This is a genomic window from Streptomyces sp. NPDC003036 (assembly GCF_040611175.1).
GTDB lineage: Bacteria > Actinomycetota > Actinomycetes > Streptomycetales > Streptomycetaceae > Streptomyces.
Genome location: NZ_JBEXNO010000016.1, coordinates 126,935 through 147,423, shown reverse-complemented (window position 1 = coordinate 147,423; position 20,489 = coordinate 126,935). Strand labels below are relative to the sequence as shown.

Below are 20,489 nucleotides of genomic sequence, written 5' to 3'. Positions count from 1 at the left end.
CGGGCCGGGGGGTGGGCCCCGCGCGGGGGGGGGCGGGGGGGCCCACACGCGTTCACGCCTTCTTCGGCGCGGTCAGCGCCGCCGCCATCTCCGCCAGCCGCTCGTACGACGCCGTGCCCGTCACCACCGTCGTGACACCCTTGTCGCGCCACACCAGGGCGTCGTACTTCGGCCCTTCCCAGCGCTGCCACGTCTGCCCGCCGACCTGCTGCGTACGGCCCGTGTCCCGCGCGTCGTGACTCACCTCGGCGATGTACTTCTCCGGCCTCGCCGTCGACTGCTCCACCGCCACGTACTGCCGGTCCGGCGACAGGAAACCGAGGTGCCAGGCGTCGCCCTCCGCGCGCTCGTACGAGACCGAGGTCGGCGTCCACCCCTTGGCGAGGCCCTGCGGCGCCAGCACGGTGTACGGGGCGGCGCGCTGGGCCGTCACCAGCTCGACGCGGTAGTCCACCGGCTTGATCGGGTCCGCGTGCTCGTCGTGCGGGATGAAGAAATAGATCACGCCGGCGGCAGCACAGATGACCGCCATCGACTGGAACATTCCGCGTACTGTCCGATTGCCTCGCATACCTGCCACGCCCCCTATGGTCGCATCAGCGTGGCCTGCTCATACGTGGGCCCCTCTGCTCAATATGTCGACCTACCGATAGAGTCGCAGCACCCTCTTCACCACTTGCGGCCGTCGCCGTACAGAAAGGTGCGTACCGATGACCGACAATCATCTGCCGTCCGAGCTCGAGGTCTCCCCCGAGGCTCCCGACCGCAACCTCGCCCTTGAGCTGGTCCGGGTCACCGAGGCCGCCGCGATGGCCGCCGGCCGCTGGGTCGGCCGCGGGGACAAGAACGGCGCCGACGGCGCGGCGGTGCGGGCCATGCGCACCCTCGTCTCCACCGTGTCGATGAACGGCGTGGTCGTCATCGGCGAGGGCGAGAAGGACGAAGCCCCGATGCTGTTCAACGGCGAGCGCATCGGCGACGGGACCGGCGCCGAGTGCGACATCGCCGTGGACCCGATCGACGGGACCACGCTCACCGCGAAGGGCATGCCCAACGCCATCGCCGTCCTGGCGGCCGCCGACCGCGGCACCATGTTCGACCCCTCCGCGGTCTTCTACATGGACAAGCTCGTCACCGGCCCGGAGGCGGCCGACTACGTCGACATCAACGCCCCGGTGTCCGTGAACATCCGCCGCGTCGCCAAGGCCAAGCACTCCTCCCCCGAGGACGTCACGGTCGTCATCCTGGACCGCCCCCGCCACGAGGGCATCATCAAGGAGATCCGCGAGACGGGCGCGCGCATCAAGTTCATCTCGGACGGCGACGTGGCCGGCTCGATCATGGCCGTACGCGAAGGCACCGGCGTCGACATGCTCATGGGCATCGGCGGCACCCCCGAGGGCATCATCAGCGCCTGCGCGATCAAGTGCCTCGGCGGTGTGATCCAGGGCAAGCTGTGGCCGAAGGACGACGAGGAGCGGCAGCGCGCGCTCGACGCCGGCCACGACCTGGACCGCGTCCTGTCCACCAACGACCTGGTCAGCGGCGACAACGTCTTCTTCGTCGCCACCGGCATCACCGACGGCGAGCTGCTGCGCGGCGTGCGCTACCGCGCCGAGACAGCGACGACCTCGTCGCTCGTCATGCGCTCGAAGTCGGGCACGATCCGCCAGATCGACTCGACGCACCGGCTGTCCAAGCTGCGCGCATACAGCCAGATCGACTTCGACCGGGCCAAGTAGGACCCAAAGGCACGAAAAGGGGCGCCCCCATGTGCGGTGGGAGCGCCCCTTCCCGTACGGGCCGGGCGGTGGCCGTCAGGACGGTGGCTGCCAGGAGAGTGGCTGCCAGGACAGTGGCTGTCAGCCCGCGGCGGCGATCTGCCGGCCCGTCGAGGCCGCCGCCTTCTTGAGTTCCACCTCGCGGCGCCGGCGCCGGGCCAGGACGACGCGGCGCTCGGCCGCGGTCAGGCCGCCCCACACGCCGTACGGCTCGGGCTGGAGCAGCGCGTGCTCCCGGCATTCGACCATCACCGGGCAGCGCGCGCAGACCCGCTTGGCGGCCTCCTCGCGGGCCAGCCGGGCGGCCGTGGGCTCTTTGGACGGGGCGAAGAACAGTCCTGCTTCGTCCCGGCGGCACACCGCCTCGGTGTGCCACGGCCCGGCCTGGTCCTCTCGCGCGGGAAGGCGCGGGGCAGGGACGGCGGCGACCTGGAGGGGCTGATGCGGCAGTTGCAGCACGGTCTACTCCTGACGACGGCTTCGCGAGCGAGAGACGATGCAGCAAGGCTTACCCGTTGTACGCGCGCCTATGCCGTGCGTGGCGCTCCGGTCCGGCAGGTGGGATTCCGGTCGGCCGAAAGCCGCCCCAGGGGCGGCTCGGAGCGGTCCGTCAGGTGCCGGAGTACCGGCGCGAGCGGTCGCGCAGGTCGGCGATCCGCTTGCCGCGCCGGGGGCGGGCCTCGACGGTGCCGAAGACCGCGGAGCCGTCGACGACGACGACCGGGGCTTCGGGGTCGACGGCTTCCAGGGCGGTCACGTCGAAGGTGCCGAAGACGCCCGTGCCGCTGCCGCGCAGGGTGATGTTCTCGGGGACGCGGATCTCGACGGTGCCGAAGACGGCGGTGACGTGGAGGGTGGTGAGCCGCTGGGTGAAGAGCGCCTCGGTGAGGTCGATCTCGAGAGTGCCGAACAGCGAGAAGGCATGGGTCCGGCCCCCCACGCGCCGGCGGCCCGTGCGGGTCGGGCCGGTGAAGACCGCGACCAGCTTCTCGGCGGGCTCGGCGGCGTCGGGGCCGTTGGCGTACGCGTACTGCTTCTCGGGGTCCACGGAACCAGCCTAGCCAGTCGCGATACATCGCGACTAGAGGTCGACGCGCCGAACCGGCGCAATCGACTCCGGCAACTGAGCCTTACCTCACAGGTTCGGGCGGCTCGGGGCGTTCTACGCTTGTGGGCGCGCTGCCAATGGGGGCGGCGCCGCTGTCCGCCGAGTGAGGAATGGCCTCCGTCATGCCAGAGTTTGCGTACTCCGATCTGCTCCCCCTGGGAGAGGACACCACGCCGTACCGCCTGGTGACCTCCGAGGGTGTCTCCACCTTCGAGGCCGACGGCCGTACGTTCCTCAAGGTGGAGCCGGAGGCGCTGCGCAAGCTCGCCGAAGAGGCGATCCACGACATCCAGCACTACCTGCGCCCCGCGCACCTTGCGCAGCTGCGCAAGATCATCGACGACCCGGAGGCGTCGAGCAACGACAAGTTCGTCGCGCTCGACCTCCTCAAGAACGCGAACATCGCGGCCGCCGGCGTCCTGCCCATGTGCCAGGACACGGGCACGGCGATCGTCATGGGCAAGCGCGGGCAGAACGTCCTCACCGAAGGTGAGGACGAGAAGGCCCTGTCGCGCGGCATCTACGACGCGTACAAGAACCTGAACCTGCGCTACTCGCAGATGGCTCCGCTCACCATGTGGGAGGAGAAGAACACCGGCTCCAACCTCCCCGCCCAGATCGAGCTGTACGCGACGGACGGCGGCGCGTACAAGTTCCTGTTCATGGCGAAGGGCGGCGGCTCGGCCAACAAGTCGTTCCTCTACCAGGAGACCAAGGCGGTCCTCAACGAGGCCTCCATGATGAAGTTCCTGGAGGAGAAGATCCGCTCCCTGGGCACCGCCGCGTGCCCGCCGTACCACCTCGCGATCGTCGTCGGCGGCACCTCCGCCGAGTACGCCCTGAAGACCGCGAAGTACGCCTCCGCGCACTACCTCGACGAGCTGCCGGAGGAGGGCTCGATCCTCGGGCACGGCTTCCGTGACAAGGAGCTGGAGGAGAAGGTCTTCGAGCTGACGCAGAAGATCGGCATCGGCGCGCAGTTCGGCGGCAAGTACTTCTGCCACGACGTGCGCGTGGTCCGCCTGCCCCGGCACGGCGCGTCCTGCCCGGTCGCCATCGCCGTCTCCTGCTCGGCCGACCGCCAGGCCGTCGCCAAGATCACGGCGGAGGGCGTCTTCCTGGAGCAGCTGGAGACCGACCCGGCGCGCTTCCTGCCGGACACGACGGACGAGCAGCTCGCCGAAGAGGGCGACGTCGTGAAGATCGACCTCAACCAGCCGATGGACGACATCCTCGCCGAGCTGACCAAGTACCCGGTCAAGACCCGGCTCTCGCTGACCGGCCCGCTGGTCGTGGCGCGCGACATCGCGCACGCCAAGATCAAGGAGCGGCTGGACGCGGGCGAGGAGATGCCGCAGTACCTGAAGGACCACCCGGTGTACTACGCCGGTCCGGCGAAGACGCCCGAGGGGTACGCCTCCGGTTCCTTCGGCCCGACCACGGCCGGCCGCATGGACTCCTACGTGGAGCAGTTCCAGGCGGCGGGCGGCTCCAAGGTCATGCTGGCCAAGGGCAACCGCTCGAAGCAGGTCACGGACGCCTGCCACGCGCACGGCGGCTTCTACCTGGGCTCCATCGGCGGCCCGGCCGCGCGCCTCGCGCAGGACTGCATCAAGAAGGTCGAGGTCGTCGAGTACGAGGAGCTCGGCATGGAGGCGGTCTGGAAGATCGAGGTCGAGGACTTCCCGGCGTTCATCGTGGTGGACGACAAGGGCAACGACTTCTTCCAGGACCCGGCGCCGGCCCCGACGTTCACGTCGATTCCGGTGCGCGGCCCGGGCCTGGCGTAGCACGCGCCCCCCGTGCGGGCCCGGCCACCGTCGCGGTGGCCGGGCCCGTCCGCGTGCGTAACGGTTGCGACGGTTACGCGAACCGCTGCTTCGCCGAGCCGTCGCACGGCTGGAGCTTCAGCGGGTCCTTCGCCGCGCCCAGCGTCACGCACAGGGACGGCGCCGCCTCCGGGCGCAAGGTCCCGGCCTGGCGGACGAAGCGCTGGTTGGCCGCGCCGGAGCAGTTCCACAGGATCAGGGCCTTGCCGGCGGTGTACGCGGCGCCGGGGACGTCCAGGCAGCGGTCGTGCGTCAGCTCCGTACGCAGCGACTTGTGCGTGGCGTCGTACCACCAGTTCTGGTTGCGGCCGCCGTGGCAGTCCCAGCCGCCGACCGCGGTGCCGTTGCGGGTGACGGAGGCGCTGACGTCCACACAGGTGCCGGTCGCCTCACCCCGCAGTGGCGCGAACTTGTCGTCCCAGGCGCCCGGCACCAGCTCCGGCTTGCCCGTGGAGGCCGGGTCCGCGCAGCTCGCCTCCCGTACGCCCGCGCCCGCCTGGTAGAGCTGCGTCAGGCAGGAGGCGAAGGCGGCGTGGCCGGCGGCGTTGGGGTGGAAGGACTGGCGGACGGAGTTCTCGTCCGGCAGGCCGGGCTTGGAGAGGTCGATGTAGAGCCCGCGCGCCCAGGCGCTGTCCATGCAGACCTCGTGGCCGTGGAAGAGCCGCGAGTTGTCGAGGTAGACGGCTCCGGTGTTCGCCGCGGCGCGCCGCATGCCGCGTTCGAAGGCGGGGACGGCGGTGTTGCGGCCCCAGACGGTGTCGGAGTCGTAGCCGAGGCCGCCGCAGGCGATCTTGGTGCTGAAGTGGGGGTTGTCGTAGAAGTCGGGGCCGATCGGGCTCGGGTAGCCCATCGCCACGAGCTTGTAGTCGCCGTCGGCGTACCCGGCGTCGCGCATCACGGTGCGCAGGTCGCGGAGGGTCTGCTCGACCTTGGGGACCAGGCCGTCCACGCGGGCCTGCCAGCCGGGCGCGTACTTGGGCTCGCAGGGGCCCTGGAGGGTGAGGTAGCGGACGACGCAGTCGGTCATCACGGGGCCGAACTGGAGGTCGTCGTTGGCGCCGGCCACCAGCAGCACCATCTTGATGCGGGTGTTGCGGGCCTTGATGGCGAGGTTGTCGCTCTGGACCAGCTCGTCGGCGTACTGCTTGCTGCCGCCGATGCGGATATTGGCGGTGGACGCGCCGGAGCACGAGACGTTGTACGTGACGTCGGCGGGGATGCCGGTGCGGTGGATGGCCGCCTCGGGCGAGCGGTGGCACCAGTTGTCGGGGCCGTTGGTGGGCGGTTCGTACGTACCGACGCCCTCGCCGGATATCTCGCTGTCGCCAAGCGAGATCAGGCCGGTCTTGCGCTCGGCGAGCGGGCGCTCCTCGGGGCTTCCGTACAGTGCGGTGGCCTCGGCCGCGCGGATCCGTTCCAGTTCGGGCGGAAGGGGTACGGATGCGGTGGTACGTGGGGCTTGTGCCGCCGCGTTGGCGGGTGACGTGGCGGCCGTCATCCCGGCGAGTGCGGCGGCGAGCGCGGCCACGGCCGCGACGGGCCCTCGCACCCGGTGACTGGTGCGCGTCATTGCGCCTCCTGGAAGTGGGGTTACCCACGGTTTTTACTGGCCGGTACGCACGTTGGGAATACGCGGAACCAGACAAGTGCTCAACTTTTTCAGGAGGGTGATGGAATGTCGGACTACCGGATCGAGCACGACTCCATGGGAGAGGTGCGGGTCCCCGCCCACGCCAAGTGGCGGGCCCAGACGCAGCGGGCGGTGGAGAACTTCCCCGTCTCCGGCCAGCGCCTGGAGCGCGCCCACATCGAGGCCCTGGCCCGGATCAAGGCCGCCGCCGCCAAGGTCAACGCCGAGCTCGGGGTGCTGGACAAGGAGATCGCGGACGCCATCCAGGAGGCGGCCGCCGAGGTCGCCGAGGGCCGCTGGGACGAGCACTTCCCGGTCGACGTCTTCCAGACCGGCTCCGGGACCTCCTCGAACATGAACATGAACGAGGTGCTCGCCACCCTGGCCGGGGAGAGGCTCGGCGAGGGACTCGGCCGCCCGGACCCAGTCCACCCCAACGACCACGTCAACGCCTCCCAGTCGTCCAACGACGTCTTCCCCTCCTCCATCCACATCGCGGCCACCGCCGCCGTCACCAAGGACCTCGTCCCAGCCCTGGAGCACCTGGCCGCCGCCCTGGAGCGGAAATCGGCCGAATTCGCCGACGTCGTCAAATCCGGTCGTACGCACCTGATGGACGCGACACCGGTGACGCTCGGTCAGGAGTTCGGCGGATACGCGGCCCAGGTGCGGTACGGCGTGGAGCGGCTGCGCGCCTCGCTCCCCCGCCTCGCCGAGCTGCCGCTGGGCGGCACGGCGGTCGGCACCGGCATCAACACCCCGCCCGGCTTCTCCGCCGCCGTCATCGCCGAGGTCGCCCGCACCACCGGGCTGCCGCTGACCGAGGCCCGCGACCACTTCGAGGCGCAGGGCGCCCGCGACGGGCTGGTGGAGACGTCCGGTCAGCTCCGTACCATCGCCGTCTCCCTCACGAAGATCGCCAACGACCTGCGGTGGATGGCGTCCGGGCCGCGCACGGGCCTGGCCGAGATCAACCTCCCCGACCTCCAGCCCGGCTCGTCGATCATGCCGGGCAAGGTCAACCCGGTCATCCCCGAGGCCGTCCTGATGGTCGCCGCGCAGGTGACCGGGAACGACGCGACGGTCGCGGTGGCCGGCGCCGCCGGGAACTTCGAGCTGAACGTGATGCTCCCGGTCATCGCCAAGAACCTCCTGGAGTCCGTCCGGCTGCTCGCCAACGCCTCACGCCTCCTCGCCGACCGCACGGTCGACGGCATCACCGCCAACCGCGAGCGGGCGCGCGAGTACGCCGAGTCCTCGCCGTCCGTGGTCACCCCGCTCAACAAGTACATCGGGTACGAGGAGGCCGCGAAGGTCGCCAAGAGGTCGCTGGCCGAGCGGAAGACCATCCGCGAGGTCGTCCTCGAGGCGGGGTACGTGGAGCGCGGGGACCTGACGCTCCAGCAGCTCGACGAAGCCCTCGACGTACTGCGCATGACCCGGCCCTGACCTGCTGGTTCGTACGCCGCCGGGCCCGCTTGCGGTGATCCGCGCCGCAGCGCGGCCCGGGGGTCGGGTCCTAATATCTGCACATGACAGCCGAGACGACGGGACGACGCGGGGCGGGAGCGGGTGCGGACGGGCGCTGGGCGCCCGGTACACGGATCTTGTGGCGGTACCGGGACAACGGCGGCGACGGCGTCCACATCTGCCGGCCCGTGACCGTCGTCCAGGACACCGACGACCTGCTCGCCGTCTGGATGGCGCCCGGCACCGAGTGCGTCAAACCCGTCCTCGCCGACGGGACTCCGGTGCACGAGGAGCCGCTCGCCACCCGGTACACGGCGCCGCGCACCACCATGCGCACCCGGTGGGAGGGCAGCGGCGTGCTCAAGCTGGCGCGGCCGGACGAGCCGTGGTCGGTGTGGCTGTTCTGGGAGCGCGGCTGGCAGTTCCGCAGCTGGTACGTCAACTTGGAGGAGCCGCGCCTGCGGTGGTCCGGCGGCGTCGACTCCGAGGACCACTTCCTGGACATCTCGGTCTTCCCGGACCGTACGTGGCTGTGGCGCGACGAGGACGAGTTCGCGCAGGCGCAGCGGAGCGGCCTGATGGGGCCCGCGCAGGCGCGGCGGGTGCGGGAGGCGGGCCGGGCGGCGGTCGAGGTGATCCGGGCCTGGGGCACGCCGTTCGCTGACGGCTGGGAGGAGTGGCGGCCCGATCCGCGCTGGACGGTTCCGGAGCTGCCGGCGGACTGGGACCGCAGCCCGGCGCGGACGGCTCCGTGAGACCCTTGATGCGCCCCTGGGGGTCAAACGTAGGATCGTCCTCCGCAAGGCCGCGTGTCCGTAACGACTGAGCACCGAGCAGGACCTGACCGTAAGTCATCCATGAGGGGGTGGAACCGTGCCTGATCTGCGCACGGATCCCCCGCCCCTTGTCAACGCCGCCCTCAGAGCGGGTATAGCGCCTGACAGAGCGATTGCATCGCCCAACCGGCCCGGATGGACGGAATCCCACGCGTGACGGAGCATCCCACGTCCCATGACGGCAGGCAGCCGCTCGCTGCCCGCCCGCAGGAGCGCACCCGGACGCGGCAGGAGGCGCCCCCCGCGGCGCCCGCCGCGCCCTCCGCAGGCGCGGGCGCCGGTGCGGATGCCGGTCCGGATGCCGGTGCGCGGCACGAGCACGCGCCGGTGACCGGGGCGTCCGGCGCCGCGGTGCCCGGGTGCCGGTGCGGGCACGGCTCCGACGACGTACAGGCGGCGAGAGCGGCGTCCGCGGCCCCGTCCGGGCCGGGGCGCGACGGCGGTGACGGCGGCGGGAACGGCCGACGGGCGGGCACGGCGCCCGCCGGCGGGCGTGGGGACGGAGGCGGCGGCGTGGTCGCGGCGGCAGGAGGGCTCGGCGGGTTCGGCGGCGTACCCGCGCAGACGGGGCGGGGACCGGTCGGTCGGGACGCGGCGGGGCGCGAGCCGGCCGCCGGTCGGGAACCGGCCGGGAGCGTGCGCGAGCCCGTCGCCCACGAGCCCGTGGCGCACGAGCCCGTCGGGACCGCGCGGCGCGAGGGCGACCGGCTGCGGTTCGTGGGGGCCGCCACGCGGCGCATCGCGCGCGGCATAGACCTCGACGAGATCGTGCTGGGCCTCTGCCGGGCGACCGTGCCCACCTTCTCGGACGCGATCCTCGTCTACCTCCGCGACCCGCTGCCCGTCGGCGACGAGCGGCCCGTCGACCCGTTCGTGCTGCGGCTGCGCCGCACCGACCGGCTGCGTTTAACGGACGACGACTCCGAGTTCGCGCTGTCGATCGCCCCGGACACCGACCTCGACCTGGGGCCGGCCGCCGAGCTGTGCGAGGTGCGCCCCGGCGGCGCGCTCGCCGAGGTGCTGCGCGGCGTGCGGCCCGTGTTCGGGGACTCCGCCGCCGCGCGCGCCGCGCTGCCCGAGCTGCTCGGCGACGGCCGCTCGGTGCCGTCGGGCCACCGGGCGATCCTCGCGCCCCTGCGCGGGCGGCGCCGCGTCATCGGCGCGGCGGTCTTCCTGCGCCGCCCGGACCGGCACGCCTTCGAGCCGAACGACCTGCTCGTGGCGGCCCAGCTGGCCACGCACACCGCGCTCGGCATCGACAAGGCGGTGCTGTACGGGCGCGAGGCGTACATCGCGGACGAGCTCCAGCGCACCATGCTGCCGGAGAACCTGCCGCAGCCGACGGGCGTGAAGCTCGCCTCCCGCTACCTGCCGGCCGCCGAGACGGCCCGGGTGGGCGGCGACTGGTACGACGCGATCCCGCTGCCCGGCAGCCGGGTCGCCCTGGTCGTCGGCGACGTGATGGGCCACTCCATGACGTCCGCGGCGATCATGGGCCAGCTGCGGACGACCGCGCAGACCCTCGCCGGGCTCGACCTGCCGCCGCAGGAGGTGCTGCACCACCTCGACGAGCAGGCCCAGCGGCTCGGCGAGAACCGCATGGCGACCTGCCTGTACGCGGTGTACGACCCGGTCGCGCACCGCATCACCATCGCCAACGCGGGCCACCCGCCGCCGGTCCTGCTGCACCTCGGCGGGCGGGCGGAGGTGCTGCGGGTCCCGCCGGGCGCGCCCATCGGCGTCGGCGGCGTGGACTTCGAGGCGGTGGAGCTCGACGCCCCGGCCGGGGCGACGCTGCTGCTGTACACCGACGGCCTGGTGGAGTCGCGGCTGCGTGACGTGTGGACGGGGATAGAGCAGCTGCGCGAGCGGCTCGCCGCCACCGCCCAGCTGACCGGCCCGGACCACTCGCCGCCGCTGGAGGCGCTCTGCGACGACGTGCTCGACATGCTCGGGCCCGGCGACCGGGACGACGACATCGCACTGCTCGCGGCCCGCTTCGACGGGATCGCGCCGAGCGACGTCGCCTACTGGTTCCTGGAGCCGGAGGACGCGGCGCCGGGGCGGGCGCGGCGCCTGGCGCGGCGGGCGCTGGCCCGCTGGGACCTGGAGGAGCTGTCGGACAGCGTGGAGCTGCTGGTCAGCGAGGTGGTCACCAACGCGGTGCGATACGCGGAGCGGCCGGTGACGCTGCGGCTGCTGCGGACGGACGTGCTGCGCTGCGAGGTCGGTGACGACTCGCCGCAGCTGCCGCGCCAGCGGCGGGCCCGCGACACCGACGAGGGCGGGCGCGGCCTGTTCCTGGTGAACCGGCTGGCCCGGCGGTGGGGTGCGACGCGGCTGTCGACGGGCAAGGTGGTGTGGTTCGAGCTGCCGACGCGGATCTGACGCGCGTACGGCTGCGGGGAAGGCCGGGTCCCGATCACGGGACCCGGCCTTCGGCACGTCACGGCTTGGGCGGCTTCACATCGCCCGGCTTCGCCGGTTCGTCGACGTCCCCGCCCGGGTCGCCGGTGTCGCCGCCGGACGCGCCGTCGGTCGGCTCGCCGGTCGGCAGGCCGGGCGTCGTCGGTGTGCGCGTCGGCGTCGGCTCGCCCGCCGGTTCGGTGGGCTCCTCGGTCGGGGTCGAGGTCTCGGTCGGCTTCTCCGCGGGCTCGGAGGCGTCGTCGGTGGGCGTCCCGCTCGGCGTGGCGCTCTGCGTCGGCGTGCTCGTCGGCTGCGGCTCGGACACGACGGTGTCGGCGGCCTCCAGGTCGAAGCGGGCGTCGGAGCCGCCGCCGAGGGCGCCGGTGGTGTACTCGCGCCAGATCCTGGCGGGGACGCCACCGCCGTTGGCGCGGCCCGGGTTGATGGTGTCGGTCAGCGTGACCTGGCCCGTGCCGTCGGGCTTCTCGCCGAAGAGGCCGACGGCCGTGACCAGTTCGGGCGTGTAGCCGACGAACCACGCCGAGCGGTTGTTCTCCGACGTACCGGTCTTGCCGGCCGCCTGGTAGTTGCCGGCCGCGTTCACGCCGGAGCCGCTGGAGACGACGCCCATCATGGCCTTGGTGACGGTGTCGGCGGCCTCGCGGCTCAGCACCCGCTCGCCGGTCGACGCGACGGGCTCGACCGTGCGGTCCTTGTGCTCGGCGGACTTCACGATCGCCGGGGTGACCTTCTCGCCGTGGTTGGCGAGGGTGGCGTACACCCCCGCCATGTCCCAGGGGGAGGCGCCCATGGTGCCCAGCGACATCGCCGGCTGCTCCACGAACGCGTCGCCGTCCTTCATACCGAGGTCCAGCGCGGTCTTCTTCACCTTCTTGGGTCCCACGTCCACGATCATCTGGGCGTAGACGGAGTTGATCGAGCTGTTGGTGGCCTTCTGCACGGTGACGGGGCCGTAGCTGCGGTCGTCCTCGTTCTCGGGCGCGAAGGGCGTGTCGCTGCCTTCCACGGGCCGCTTGCTGGTGCCGTCGTAGACGGTGCCGAGGCCGATCTTCCGGCCGTCCTGGGTCGTCGAGCCGTTCTCCAGGGCGGAGGCGAGGACGATCGGCTTGAAGGTCGAGGCGGGCTGGTAGTCGCGGCGGGTGGCGTTCGACAGCCAGTGCTCGGTGGCGCCGATGCCGCCGTAGAGGGCCACGACCTTGCCGGTCTTCGGGTCGACGGAGGTGGCGCCCGCCTGGACGGTGGCGTCGGCCTTGTCGGCCTTGCGGTCGAGCTTCGCCTCCAGCTGGTGGTCGACCGCGGCGACGAGCTCCTTCTGGCGCTTCTCGTCGATGTTGAGCGTGATGCTCCAGCCGCCGGCCTTGAGCTGCGCCTCGGGGATGCCCTGGCGCATGAGCTCCTGGTTGGCGGCCTCGACGAGGTAGCCGTTCGTGCCCTCCGCGCCGGGCGCGGCCTTCGGCTTGCGCGGCTCGGGGAAGCTCTGCTTCGTCCGCTCGGACGGGGAGAGCCAGCCCTCCTCGACCATGTTGTCCAGGACGTAGTTCCAGCGGTCGGTGACGAGCTTGCGGCCGGTGGCGTTCGCCGAGGTCCAGTCGTACTGGCTGGGCGCCTGGAGGACGGCGGCGAGGTACGCGCCCTGGGCGACGTTCAGCTCGCTCGCGTCGACGCCGTAGTACGCCTGGGCGGCGGCCTGGATGCCGTACGCGTTGCGGCCGTAGTAGCTGGTGTTCAGGTACCCGGCCAGGATCGCGTTCTTGTCGAGCCGCTGGTCGACCTTGAGGGAGATCACCAGCTCCTTGAGCTTGCGGCTGACCGTCGGGTCCTGGGTGAGGTAGTAGTTCTTGACGTACTGCTGGGTGATGGTGGAGCCGCCCTGCTTGCCCTTGCCCGTGAGGGTGTTGAGCACGCCGCGGGCGGTGCCCTTGATGTCGACGCCGGAGTCCTCGAAGAAGGTCTTGTTCTCGGCGGCGACGAAGGCGTACTGGACGTCCTTGGGGATCTTGTCGAGGCCGACGATCTCGCGGTTGACCTCGCCGGTGCGGGCGAAGATCTTGCCGTTGCTGAACTTGTAGACGTTGCTCTGCTTGGTCGCCATGGCGTTGGCGTCGGGGACGGGCACCAGCAGGTAGAGGACGTAGAAGGCGCCCATCACGAGCAGGCACAAGCCGAAGAAGGTGCCCAGCAGCTTCTTCCAGGTGAAGAAGCGGCGTATACCCCCGCCCTCGCTCTTCGTCCCGCGGGCTTTCGCTTGGCCCATCGCTTCGTCGCTCCGCTCTTCGTCGACCAGATCAGCAGCTCAGCAAACTAACACCGGGAGAACCGGCAAACGTCAACGGATCACGCCTTTTCCGGACGTGAGAATCAGCACCCGTGTCAATGGAACCGACTCCTCAGGCTGCCGAACGGTTGCGAGAACGGTTAAAGTGATATCACTTTGCTAGACCGCCAGACCGCCAGACCGTACGAACGGGGGACACCCATGTCCGACACCACACCGGCGCCCGACACCACACCGGCGCCCGGCACCGCACCGGCGCCCGACGCACCCGAGATGCCCGAACCGCGCGTCCGGGAGTTCGCCGCGCACAGCATCGGCGGCGGCCTCGCGCTGCTGCTCGGCCTGGTGGGCCTGGCGGCGGGCATCTGCCTGGTGGTCGCGGGCGCGGCGACCGGCGCGACCGGCGCGAAGGTGGCGCTGATCATCACCGGCGTCGCGGTCGGGATCGCGGCCTTCCTCGCCATGTGCGGGCTCAACATGGTGGCGCCCGGCGAGGCCCGGGTGGTGCAGCTCTTCGGCCGCTACCGGGGCACGATCCGCGACGACGGGCTGCGCTGGGTCAACCCGTTCACCTCGCGCCAGAAGGTCTCCACCCGGGTGCGCAACCACGAGACCGCCGTCCTGAAGGTCAACGACGCGTACGGCAACCCGATCGAGCTCGCCGCCGTGGTGGTGTGGAAGGTCGAGGACACGGCGCAGGCGACCTTCGAGGTGGACGACTTCCTGGAGTTCGTCTCCACGCAGACCGAGGCGGCGGTACGGCACATCGCGATCGAGTACCCGTACGACGCCCACGACGAGGACGGCCTGTCGCTGCGCGGCAACGCGGAGGAGATCACCGAGAAGCTCGCCGCCGAGCTGCAGGCGCGGGTGCAGGCGGCGGGCGTGCACATCATCGAGTCGCGCTTCACCCATCTGGCGTACGCTCCGGAGATCGCCTCCGCGATGCTCCAGCGCCAGCAGGCGGGCGCCGTCGTGGCGGCGCGCCGGCAGATCGTGGACGGCGCGGTCGGGATGGTGGAGGCGGCGCTGGACCGCCTGGAGGAGCGGGACATCGTGGAGCTCGACCCGGAACGGAAGGCGGCGATGGTGTCGAACCTGATGGTGGTGCTGTGCGGTGACCGCGCGGCCCAGCCGGTGCTGAACACGGGCACGCTCTACCAGTGACCGAGCGCTCGCCGCGCAAGCAGGTGCTGCTCCGCCTGGACCCGGCGGTGCACGAGGCGCTGGCGCGCTGGGCGGCGGACGAGCTGCGCAGCGCCAACGCCCAGATCGAGTTCCTGCTCCGCAAGGCCCTCGCGGACGCGGGCCGCCTGCCCACCGCTCCCGGCCCGCTCCCCAGCCGGGGCCGGCCCCCGAAGGCGGCGAGGCCCGAGCGGCCTCAGCCCGAGTAGCTCACGAGTAGCTCACGGCCGGTCGCCGTCGGGGACGTACACCGGAGCGCCGGTGGCCGCGAGAACCTCCTCGGCGGTGACGCCGGGGGCGGTCTCGGCGAGCACGAGGCCCCGGCCGGTGACGTCGAGGACGGCGAGGTCGGTGATGACGCGGTGGACGCACGCCGCGCCGGTCAGGGGCAGCGTGCACGCGCGCACGATCTTGGGGCTGCCGTCCTTGGCGGTGTGCTCGGTCAGGGCGATGACCCGGCGGGCGCCGTGGACGAGGTCCATCGCACCGCCCATGCCCTTGACCATCTTGCCCGGGATCATCCAGTTGGCGAGGTCGCCCGCCGCGGACACCTGCATGGCACCGAGCACCGCGGTGTCGATGTGACCGCCGCGGATCATGCCGAAGGAGAGCGCGGAGTCGAAGAAGCTCGCCCCAGGAAGGACGGTGACGGTCTCCTTTCCGGCGTTGATCAGGTCGGGGTCCACCTCGGCTTCCGTCGGGTACGGGCCGGTGCCGAGGATGCCGTTCTCGGAGTGGAGGACCACATGGACACCGGGCGGCAGGTGGCCGGGGACGAGGGTCGGCAGTCCGATGCCGAGGTTGACGTAGGCGCCGTCGTGGAGTTCGGCCGCGGCGCGGGCGGCCATCTGGTCGCGGTTCCAGGCCATCAGACGCGTACCGTCCTCTTCTCGACCGGCTTGTCCGCCGCCTGCTCCCGGGTGAGCACGACGACGCGCTGGACGAAGACGCCCGGGACGTGGAGGGCTGATGGGGCACGGGATCGCCGTCGCTCTGGCCCGGGCGGGCTTCGGTGTGGTCGTGCACGACGCGGATCCGGCGACGCTGGCCGGTCTGGGTGAACGGGTCGGGCAGGCTCTCGAGCGCTGCGGCACGCCGCCGGAGGAGCTGCGGGCCGTGGCGGAACGGATCACCGCGGCCTCGTCGCCGGCGGAGCTCGCGCGGAGCGCGGACATCGTGGTGGAAGCCGTCCCCGAGCGCCTGGAGACCAAGCACCACGTGCTGGCCGCGGTGGAGGACCTCGTCTCCCCCGCGACGCCGATCTGGTCCAACACGTCCGTGCTGTCGCTCACCGAGGTCGCCAAGGGGATGCGGCATCCGCAGCGGCTGGTCGGCGTCCACTGGTGGAACCCGCCCTACGTCATCCCGCTCGTGGAGGTCGCGCCGGGCACGGAAACGGACCACCGTTTCGTGGAGGAAGCCTGTGAGCTCCTCGACGGGCTGGGCAAGACGACGGTACGCCTCCACCGGGACGTGCCCGGATTCATCGGCAACCGGCTGCAGTTCGCGCTCGTGCGCGAGGCGCTGCACCTCCTGGAACAGGGCGTGTGCGACGCGGTCACCATCGACACCGTCATGCGGTCGAGCCTCGCCCTGCGCTGGCCGGCCGTGGGGCCCATGGAGAACGCGGACTTCATCGGGCTGGAACTGACCCGGGACATCCTGAACAGTCTCAGCCCCCATCTGTCGGCGGCGACCGGCGACTTCACCGTCCTCGACGCGCTCCTCCGGGCGGGCCACCGGGGCCGCGCCTCCGGAGCGGGCCTGCTGCCCTGGCCGGAGGGGCGGGACGAGGAGGTCGCCCGGCGGCTGGACGCCGGGATCCGCTCCCACCTCGCGTCACCGCGGACCGCTCCGGGCGGGGTCGGGCGGGCGCACGAGGGGTGATACTCCCAGCGGGCCGGCACACCCGCGCACGACCGAGGGGCCTGACGGGCACGTCCGACGGAGGGGCCATGGCAGGGACGTACAGCGGTGTCTTCCTGGAACTGCTGCTGAAGGAGGCCGACATCGGCGCCTTCGACGACGTGCTGGCGGCGGCCCGGGCCGCCGGGGAGCCGCCCGGCAGGCTCGCGGAACTGGAGGAGGAGCGCGCGATCGCGCTGCGGCTGCGCGAGAGGCACCTGCGGCACCGCCGCAACGAGGCGGAACTCCAGTTGCTCAACGACACCGCCAACGACCTGGCGTCGCTGCGGGACCTCGACTCCATCCTCCAGGCGATCTCCGATCGCGCACGGCGTCTGCTGGAGTGCGACCTCGCCTACATCAGCCTCAGCGACCGGGGCCGCGGCGACAGTTACATCAAGGCGGCGGCGGGCAACATCTCCGGCTGGCTGCGTGAGCTGCGGCTGCCGGTCGGCAGCGGGGTCGGGGGCATCGTCGCGCGGACCGGCGAGCCCTACGCCGTCACCTCGTACCTCTCCGACGACTCCTTCGCCCATACCGCCGAGATCGACCGCACGGTCGCGGCGGAGGGGATCGAGTCCCTGCTGGGCGTGCCGGTGAAGCTCGACCAGGAGGTGATCGGGGTCCTGCTCGCCGCACACCGGAGCCGGCGGGGATTCGGCAACCGTGACATCAGCGTGCTGATGATGCTCGCCGCGCACGCGGCGGTAGCCATCGAGAACGCCCGGCTGCTGAGCGCCGCCCAGGCGGCCGTCGCCGAGCTGCGCGTCGCGAACGACACGATCAGCGCGCACATGTCCGACCTGGAGCGCACCGCCGAGGTGCACGAACGCCTGACACGGCTGGTCATCCAGGGCAAGGGCGTGGACGACGTGGCCCAGGCGACGGCGACCTCGCTGTCCGGCACGGTGGTCGTCCTCGACGAGGACGGCGACATCGCGGCCCGGTCCCGGGGCCCGGGTTCCTTCCCGGTCGAGGAGCTGCGGGCCCTCGGCGCGGCCGCCCGGCAGGCCGGCGGCACCGTGGTGCGGGGCGCCCGGTGCGCCGTCCCGCTGATCACCGAGTCCGAGCCCCTGGGCGCCATCGTCCTCGCCGGGACGGCGCCGGAGATCGGCCCCACCGACCGCCGCATCCTGGAGCGGGCCGCGCTGGTCGCCTCCCTCGTCCTGGTCACCCGCAGGCGCATGGCGGAGGCGGAGGCGCGGGTGCGCGGCGAGCTGCTGGACGACCTGCTGGCGGCGCACCCCAAGGACGGTGACCTGCTACGGCATCGCGCCGCCCTGATCGACGTCGACCTCGACGCCTGCCGGACCGTGGTGGTGGCCCGCCTGGACGGCGGGCCGCGCGAACGGATCTACGCCTCCACCGCGGCCTTCGCCCGGCGCTCGCGCGGACTGGCGGCGCTCCGGCGCGACACCGTGATCCTGCTGCTGCCCGGGGACGACCCCCTGGAGGTGGCGCGCACCGCCGCGCGCGAGCTGTCGCGCACCGCGCGGCGCACCGTCACCGCCGGTACGGCGCGGGCCGGGGACACCGCCGGCACCGCGGCGGCGTACCAGGAGGCGGAGGCGTGCCTGCGGGCGCTGATCGCCCCGGGCGCCTGTCCGCCCACCGCGTCCGCCACGCACCATCCGACGGCGTGCGGGGATCTGCTGGGCCTGCGGATCCCCGCCTCTGCGATCGGTCTGCCCACCACGGGCGCCGAGGTGACCGCCGCGCGAGCGGTCCCGGCGGCCGGCGCCGGCGCCGGCGGGACCGTGGCTCACTCCCGCGTGGACGCCGCCATCCACCCGGTGGACCCGAAAGCCCCCGACATCAGGATGCGCCTCGCGCTGCCCGAGCGGTGGAACGGGAAGTCGATGATGTTCGGCGGCGGGGGGCTACAACAGCACCATCCCGGATGTCATCGGCAACGTCCCGTTCGACCCGACCGACGGGCTCCGCCCGCTGAGCCGTGGTTACGCCACATTCGCCGGCGACTCGGGGCACCAGGCCGCACCCGACTTCAAGCCCACCACCTCCCTCGACGGGTCCTTCGGCGTCGACAACGAGGCGGTGCGCAACTTCGCGGGCGACGCCCTGAAGAAGGCCCGCGACACCGGGCACTTCCTCATCGAGGCGCACTACAGGAGAGGTGCTCCGCCGCGCGGCTACTTCGCCGGCGGATTGACCGGCGGACGGGAGGCGCTCGCCGTGGCCCAGCGCTGGCGCACCGACTTCGACGGCGTCTTCGCCGTCTACCCCGCCTGGAACGCCGCGAGCCTCGATCTGTTCTTCGGCCACGAGGCACGGGTCCTGTCGCGCCCCGGCGCCTTCCTGAACCCCGCCGAGCAGCGGCTGCTGCACCGCGCCGTCCTCGCGGCCTGCGACGGTGGCGACGGCCTGCGCGACGGCGTCGTCTCCGATGAGCGCGGCTGCCGTTTCGACCCGCGCCGCGCGCTGCGCTGCCCGCACGGCGCCGACACCGCCGACACCTGTCTGTCCGATGCCCCTATCCGTGCCGTACGGGAGCTGTCCTCGCCCCTGCGGTGGAGCCACCGCCTCGCCAGTGGCGAGAAGGGCTACCCCGGCTTCCCCTTTCCTCTCCGGTGCCGACATGTCGACGCCCCTGCTGGGCATGGGCACCGAGCCCCCGCCCACCCGACGCCGAAGAGCAGCGGCTACGGCGTGCAGTTCTGGGACCAGTGGGTGCGCCACTTCGTCACCCGCGACCCCGCGTACGACTCCCTGGCCCTGGGCCCCCGCCGCCCCGGTGCCTGGCAACGGCGCATCAGCGAGCTCTCGGCGCTCCAGGACGTCAACAACCCCGACCTGCGCCCCTTCGCCGAGGCCGGCGGCAAGCTGCTCATGCTGCACGGCACGGCGGACGAGCTCGTCAGCCACCGCTCCACGGTCGACTACTTCCACCGCGTTCAGAAGCGCATGGGCAAGCACGCCACCGACGACTTCGCCCAGCTCTACCTCGTGCCCGGCGCCAACCACGTCAACATCGACACCTCCTTCGCGGCGAGCTGGGACTCCCTGAGCGCCCTGGAGCAGTGGGTGGAGAAGGACGCCGCTCCCCTGCGGCCGGTCGTCAGGGACGCCAACCCCCGCGGCGAACGGCCGGACCCGGCCGCTGTGCGCCTACCCGTCCTGGCCGAAATACCCCGGCAGCGGCAGCCCGGACTCGGCGGACAGCTTCACCTGCTCCGCCCCGCGCTGACCCAGGGGGCGATTGGCTGGGGCGAGGACATCGCGGCGCGAACGAGCGACCGGCTCTAGATGAATGAGTGCGATGTCCTCAATAATCGTCGACGATCAGTGATCGTTTGACCTGCGCGCCGGTGGTCCAGTTGTGCCAGATGCCGGCGGCGAGGGCGAGGAGTCGTTGTCCGGTGCGGGAGAAGACTCCGGCAGGTGTTCTACCGCCGTGTTGTTCCAGGCTGAGCAGTCCCGCCCGATCCGGCAACGAGGAGCCACATGGTCGTCGATGAACACGTACAGTGCCCCAGAAGGGCGTCCAGGCCAGGAGTCACACCCAAGCCAACGGGCGTCCTTCGCCATGGTCGCGGCCAGCACAAACATCGGACTGATTCATCCAGCCGTGCTGCCGGGGGCCACCGTGCTCAACCTGGACCGCCCGGCTGCTCTGGCCGTGGCCCGGCACGACACCTGGGTGGCGGCGCATTGCCAGTACGCAGCCCAGCCGACTCCGGACCGCCCCGATGGGGCGATCATCGCCACCACCGCCCCCGACCGGTGGATCGGTGAGCCGATCCGCGTCCTGAACCCAACCCCCTGACTCCCTGACTCCGGGACCGGGTTACCCGTCGGCGCGGAGATGAACTCGGCGGTTCTGGACGAGGTGATGCCAACGGGCGCGGACCGCTTCTGGTCCGTCGAGCCAGCGCGCGGGGGAGGGCGCCGGGAGGAGCACGCCGCCCATGTAGTGGACGATGTCGGCGTAGTAGGCGTCGTCGCCGATCCGGGCGAGCTCGCGGAGCCGGTCGATGACGGCGCGGACCATGTCGTACTCACCGAGGATGGAGTGGTGGAAGGCT

Annotated in this window: 14 protein-coding genes and 6 pseudogenes; 11 read left to right on the top strand and 9 right to left on the bottom strand. The window is 71.9% G+C overall.

Features of this window, described 5'->3' with window-relative positions; translation table 11 throughout:
* Positions 1–52 precede the first annotated feature (52 nt).
* Complete coding sequence (locus tag ABZX67_RS14715; protein ID WP_355359291.1) at positions 53–571, bottom strand: DUF4245 domain-containing protein; 519 nt, start codon at positions 569–571, stop codon at positions 53–55.
* A gap of 139 nt (positions 572–710) precedes the next feature.
* On the opposite strand from ABZX67_RS14715, the gene glpX reads away from it, so the two are divergent.
* Positions 711–1,742 (top strand): class II fructose-bisphosphatase, encoded by a 1,032-nt coding sequence (glpX, locus tag ABZX67_RS14710; protein ID WP_355359269.1) that lies wholly within the window; start codon positions 711–713, stop codon positions 1,740–1,742.
* Positions 1,743–1,862: 120 nt separating this feature from the next.
* Here glpX and ABZX67_RS14705 read toward each other — a convergent pair whose 3' ends face one another.
* Together ABZX67_RS14705 and ABZX67_RS14700 are read right to left on the bottom strand one after the other, a co-directional pair.
* On the bottom strand, positions 1,863–2,240 hold the full coding sequence (locus ABZX67_RS14705; RefSeq protein ID WP_355359266.1) for a WhiB family transcriptional regulator: 378 nt from the start codon (positions 2,238–2,240) through the stop codon (positions 1,863–1,865).
* 151 nt (positions 2,241–2,391) lie between these two features.
* Positions 2,392–2,805: pseudogene (locus ABZX67_RS14700) on the bottom strand (LiaF domain-containing protein); the annotation flags it as partial.
* 206 nt (positions 2,806–3,011) lie between these two features.
* On the opposite strand from ABZX67_RS14700, the gene ABZX67_RS14695 reads away from it, so the two are divergent.
* Positions 3,012–4,679 carry a fumarate hydratase gene (locus ABZX67_RS14695; protein WP_355359263.1) on the top strand — a complete coding sequence of 556 codons (1,668 nt, stop codon included), beginning with the start codon at positions 3,012–3,014 and terminating at the stop codon, positions 4,677–4,679.
* 73 nt (positions 4,680–4,752) lie between these two features.
* Here ABZX67_RS14695 and ABZX67_RS14690 read toward each other — a convergent pair whose 3' ends face one another.
* Positions 4,753–6,288 (bottom strand): ricin-type beta-trefoil lectin domain protein, encoded by a 1,536-nt coding sequence (locus tag ABZX67_RS14690; RefSeq protein WP_355359260.1) that lies wholly within the window; start codon positions 6,286–6,288, stop codon positions 4,753–4,755.
* 105 nt (positions 6,289–6,393) lie between these two features.
* On the opposite strand from ABZX67_RS14690, the gene ABZX67_RS14685 reads away from it, so the two are divergent.
* The 3 genes from ABZX67_RS14685 to ABZX67_RS14675 all read left to right on the top strand — a co-directional run bounded on the left by ABZX67_RS14685 (position 6,394) and on the right by ABZX67_RS14675 (position 11,042).
* Entirely contained in the window at positions 6,394–7,797 is a 1,404-nt protein-coding gene (locus ABZX67_RS14685) for a class II fumarate hydratase (protein WP_355359257.1), read from the top strand.
* Positions 7,798–7,880: 83 nt separating this feature from the next.
* Positions 7,881–8,573, top strand: a complete 693-nt coding sequence (locus ABZX67_RS14680) for a DUF402 domain-containing protein (RefSeq protein ID WP_355359254.1) — start codon at positions 7,881–7,883, stop codon at positions 8,571–8,573.
* Between the two features lie 234 nt (positions 8,574–8,807).
* The gene (locus tag ABZX67_RS14675) at positions 8,808–11,042 is read left to right on the top strand and encodes a SpoIIE family protein phosphatase (protein ID WP_355359251.1); all 2,235 of its coding nucleotides are present in this window, start codon (positions 8,808–8,810) and stop codon (positions 11,040–11,042) included.
* A gap of 58 nt (positions 11,043–11,100) precedes the next feature.
* On the opposite strand, the gene ABZX67_RS14670 is transcribed toward ABZX67_RS14675, so the two are convergent.
* Complete coding sequence (locus ABZX67_RS14670) at positions 11,101–13,335, bottom strand: transglycosylase domain-containing protein (protein ID WP_355359248.1); 2,235 nt, start codon at positions 13,333–13,335, stop codon at positions 11,101–11,103.
* A 222-nt stretch (positions 13,336–13,557) separates the two neighbouring features.
* Between ABZX67_RS14670 and ABZX67_RS14665 the strand changes: the two genes are divergently transcribed.
* Both ABZX67_RS14665 and ABZX67_RS14660 read left to right on the top strand, forming a co-directional pair.
* The gene (locus ABZX67_RS14665) at positions 13,558–14,523 is read left to right on the top strand and encodes an SPFH domain-containing protein (RefSeq protein ID WP_355359245.1); all 966 of its coding nucleotides are present in this window, start codon (positions 13,558–13,560) and stop codon (positions 14,521–14,523) included.
* A complete protein-coding gene (locus ABZX67_RS14660) occupies positions 14,520–14,750 on the top strand; it encodes a hypothetical protein (RefSeq protein WP_355359242.1) in 231 nt (76 codons plus the stop codon). The genes ABZX67_RS14665 and ABZX67_RS14660 overlap by 4 nt, the downstream gene beginning before the upstream one ends.
* Before the next feature lie 12 nt (positions 14,751–14,762).
* Here ABZX67_RS14660 and ABZX67_RS14655 read toward each other — a convergent pair whose 3' ends face one another.
* On the bottom strand, positions 14,763–15,410 hold the full coding sequence (locus tag ABZX67_RS14655) for a CoA transferase subunit B (RefSeq protein WP_355359239.1): 648 nt from the start codon (positions 15,408–15,410) through the stop codon (positions 14,763–14,765).
* Positions 15,410–15,514: pseudogene (locus ABZX67_RS14650) on the bottom strand (succinyl-CoA--3-ketoacid-CoA transferase); the annotation flags it as partial. The gene ABZX67_RS14655 and the pseudogene ABZX67_RS14650, both read right to left, overlap by 1 nt.
* Between ABZX67_RS14650 and ABZX67_RS14645 the strand changes: the two are divergent.
* From ABZX67_RS14645 to ABZX67_RS14635, 3 genes and pseudogenes are all read left to right on the top strand, one after another.
* Complete coding sequence (locus tag ABZX67_RS14645) at positions 15,511–16,428, top strand: 3-hydroxyacyl-CoA dehydrogenase family protein (protein ID WP_355359236.1); 918 nt, start codon at positions 15,511–15,513, stop codon at positions 16,426–16,428. The pseudogene ABZX67_RS14650 and the gene ABZX67_RS14645 sit on opposite strands and share 4 nt — an antisense overlap.
* Before the next feature lie 68 nt (positions 16,429–16,496).
* Positions 16,497–18,017 (top strand): annotated as a pseudogene (locus ABZX67_RS14640) (GAF domain-containing protein); the annotation flags it as partial.
* 322 nt (positions 18,018–18,339) lie between these two features.
* Positions 18,340–19,651 (top strand): annotated as a pseudogene (locus tag ABZX67_RS14635) (tannase/feruloyl esterase family alpha/beta hydrolase).
* A 78-nt stretch (positions 19,652–19,729) separates the two neighbouring features.
* Here the strand turns inward: ABZX67_RS14635 and ABZX67_RS14630 are convergent.
* Positions 19,730–19,882 (bottom strand): annotated as a pseudogene (locus tag ABZX67_RS14630) (IS982 family transposase); the annotation flags it as partial.
* Between the two features lie 141 nt (positions 19,883–20,023).
* Between ABZX67_RS14630 and ABZX67_RS14625 the strand changes: the two are divergent.
* Positions 20,024–20,230 (top strand): annotated as a pseudogene (locus ABZX67_RS14625) (hypothetical protein); the annotation flags it as partial.
* A gap of 21 nt (positions 20,231–20,251) precedes the next feature.
* Here the strand turns inward: ABZX67_RS14625 and ABZX67_RS14620 are convergent.
* The gene (locus ABZX67_RS14620; RefSeq protein ID WP_355359233.1) at positions 20,252–20,455 is read right to left on the bottom strand and encodes a hypothetical protein; all 204 of its coding nucleotides are present in this window, start codon (positions 20,453–20,455) and stop codon (positions 20,252–20,254) included.
* Positions 20,456–20,489 lie beyond the last annotated feature (34 nt).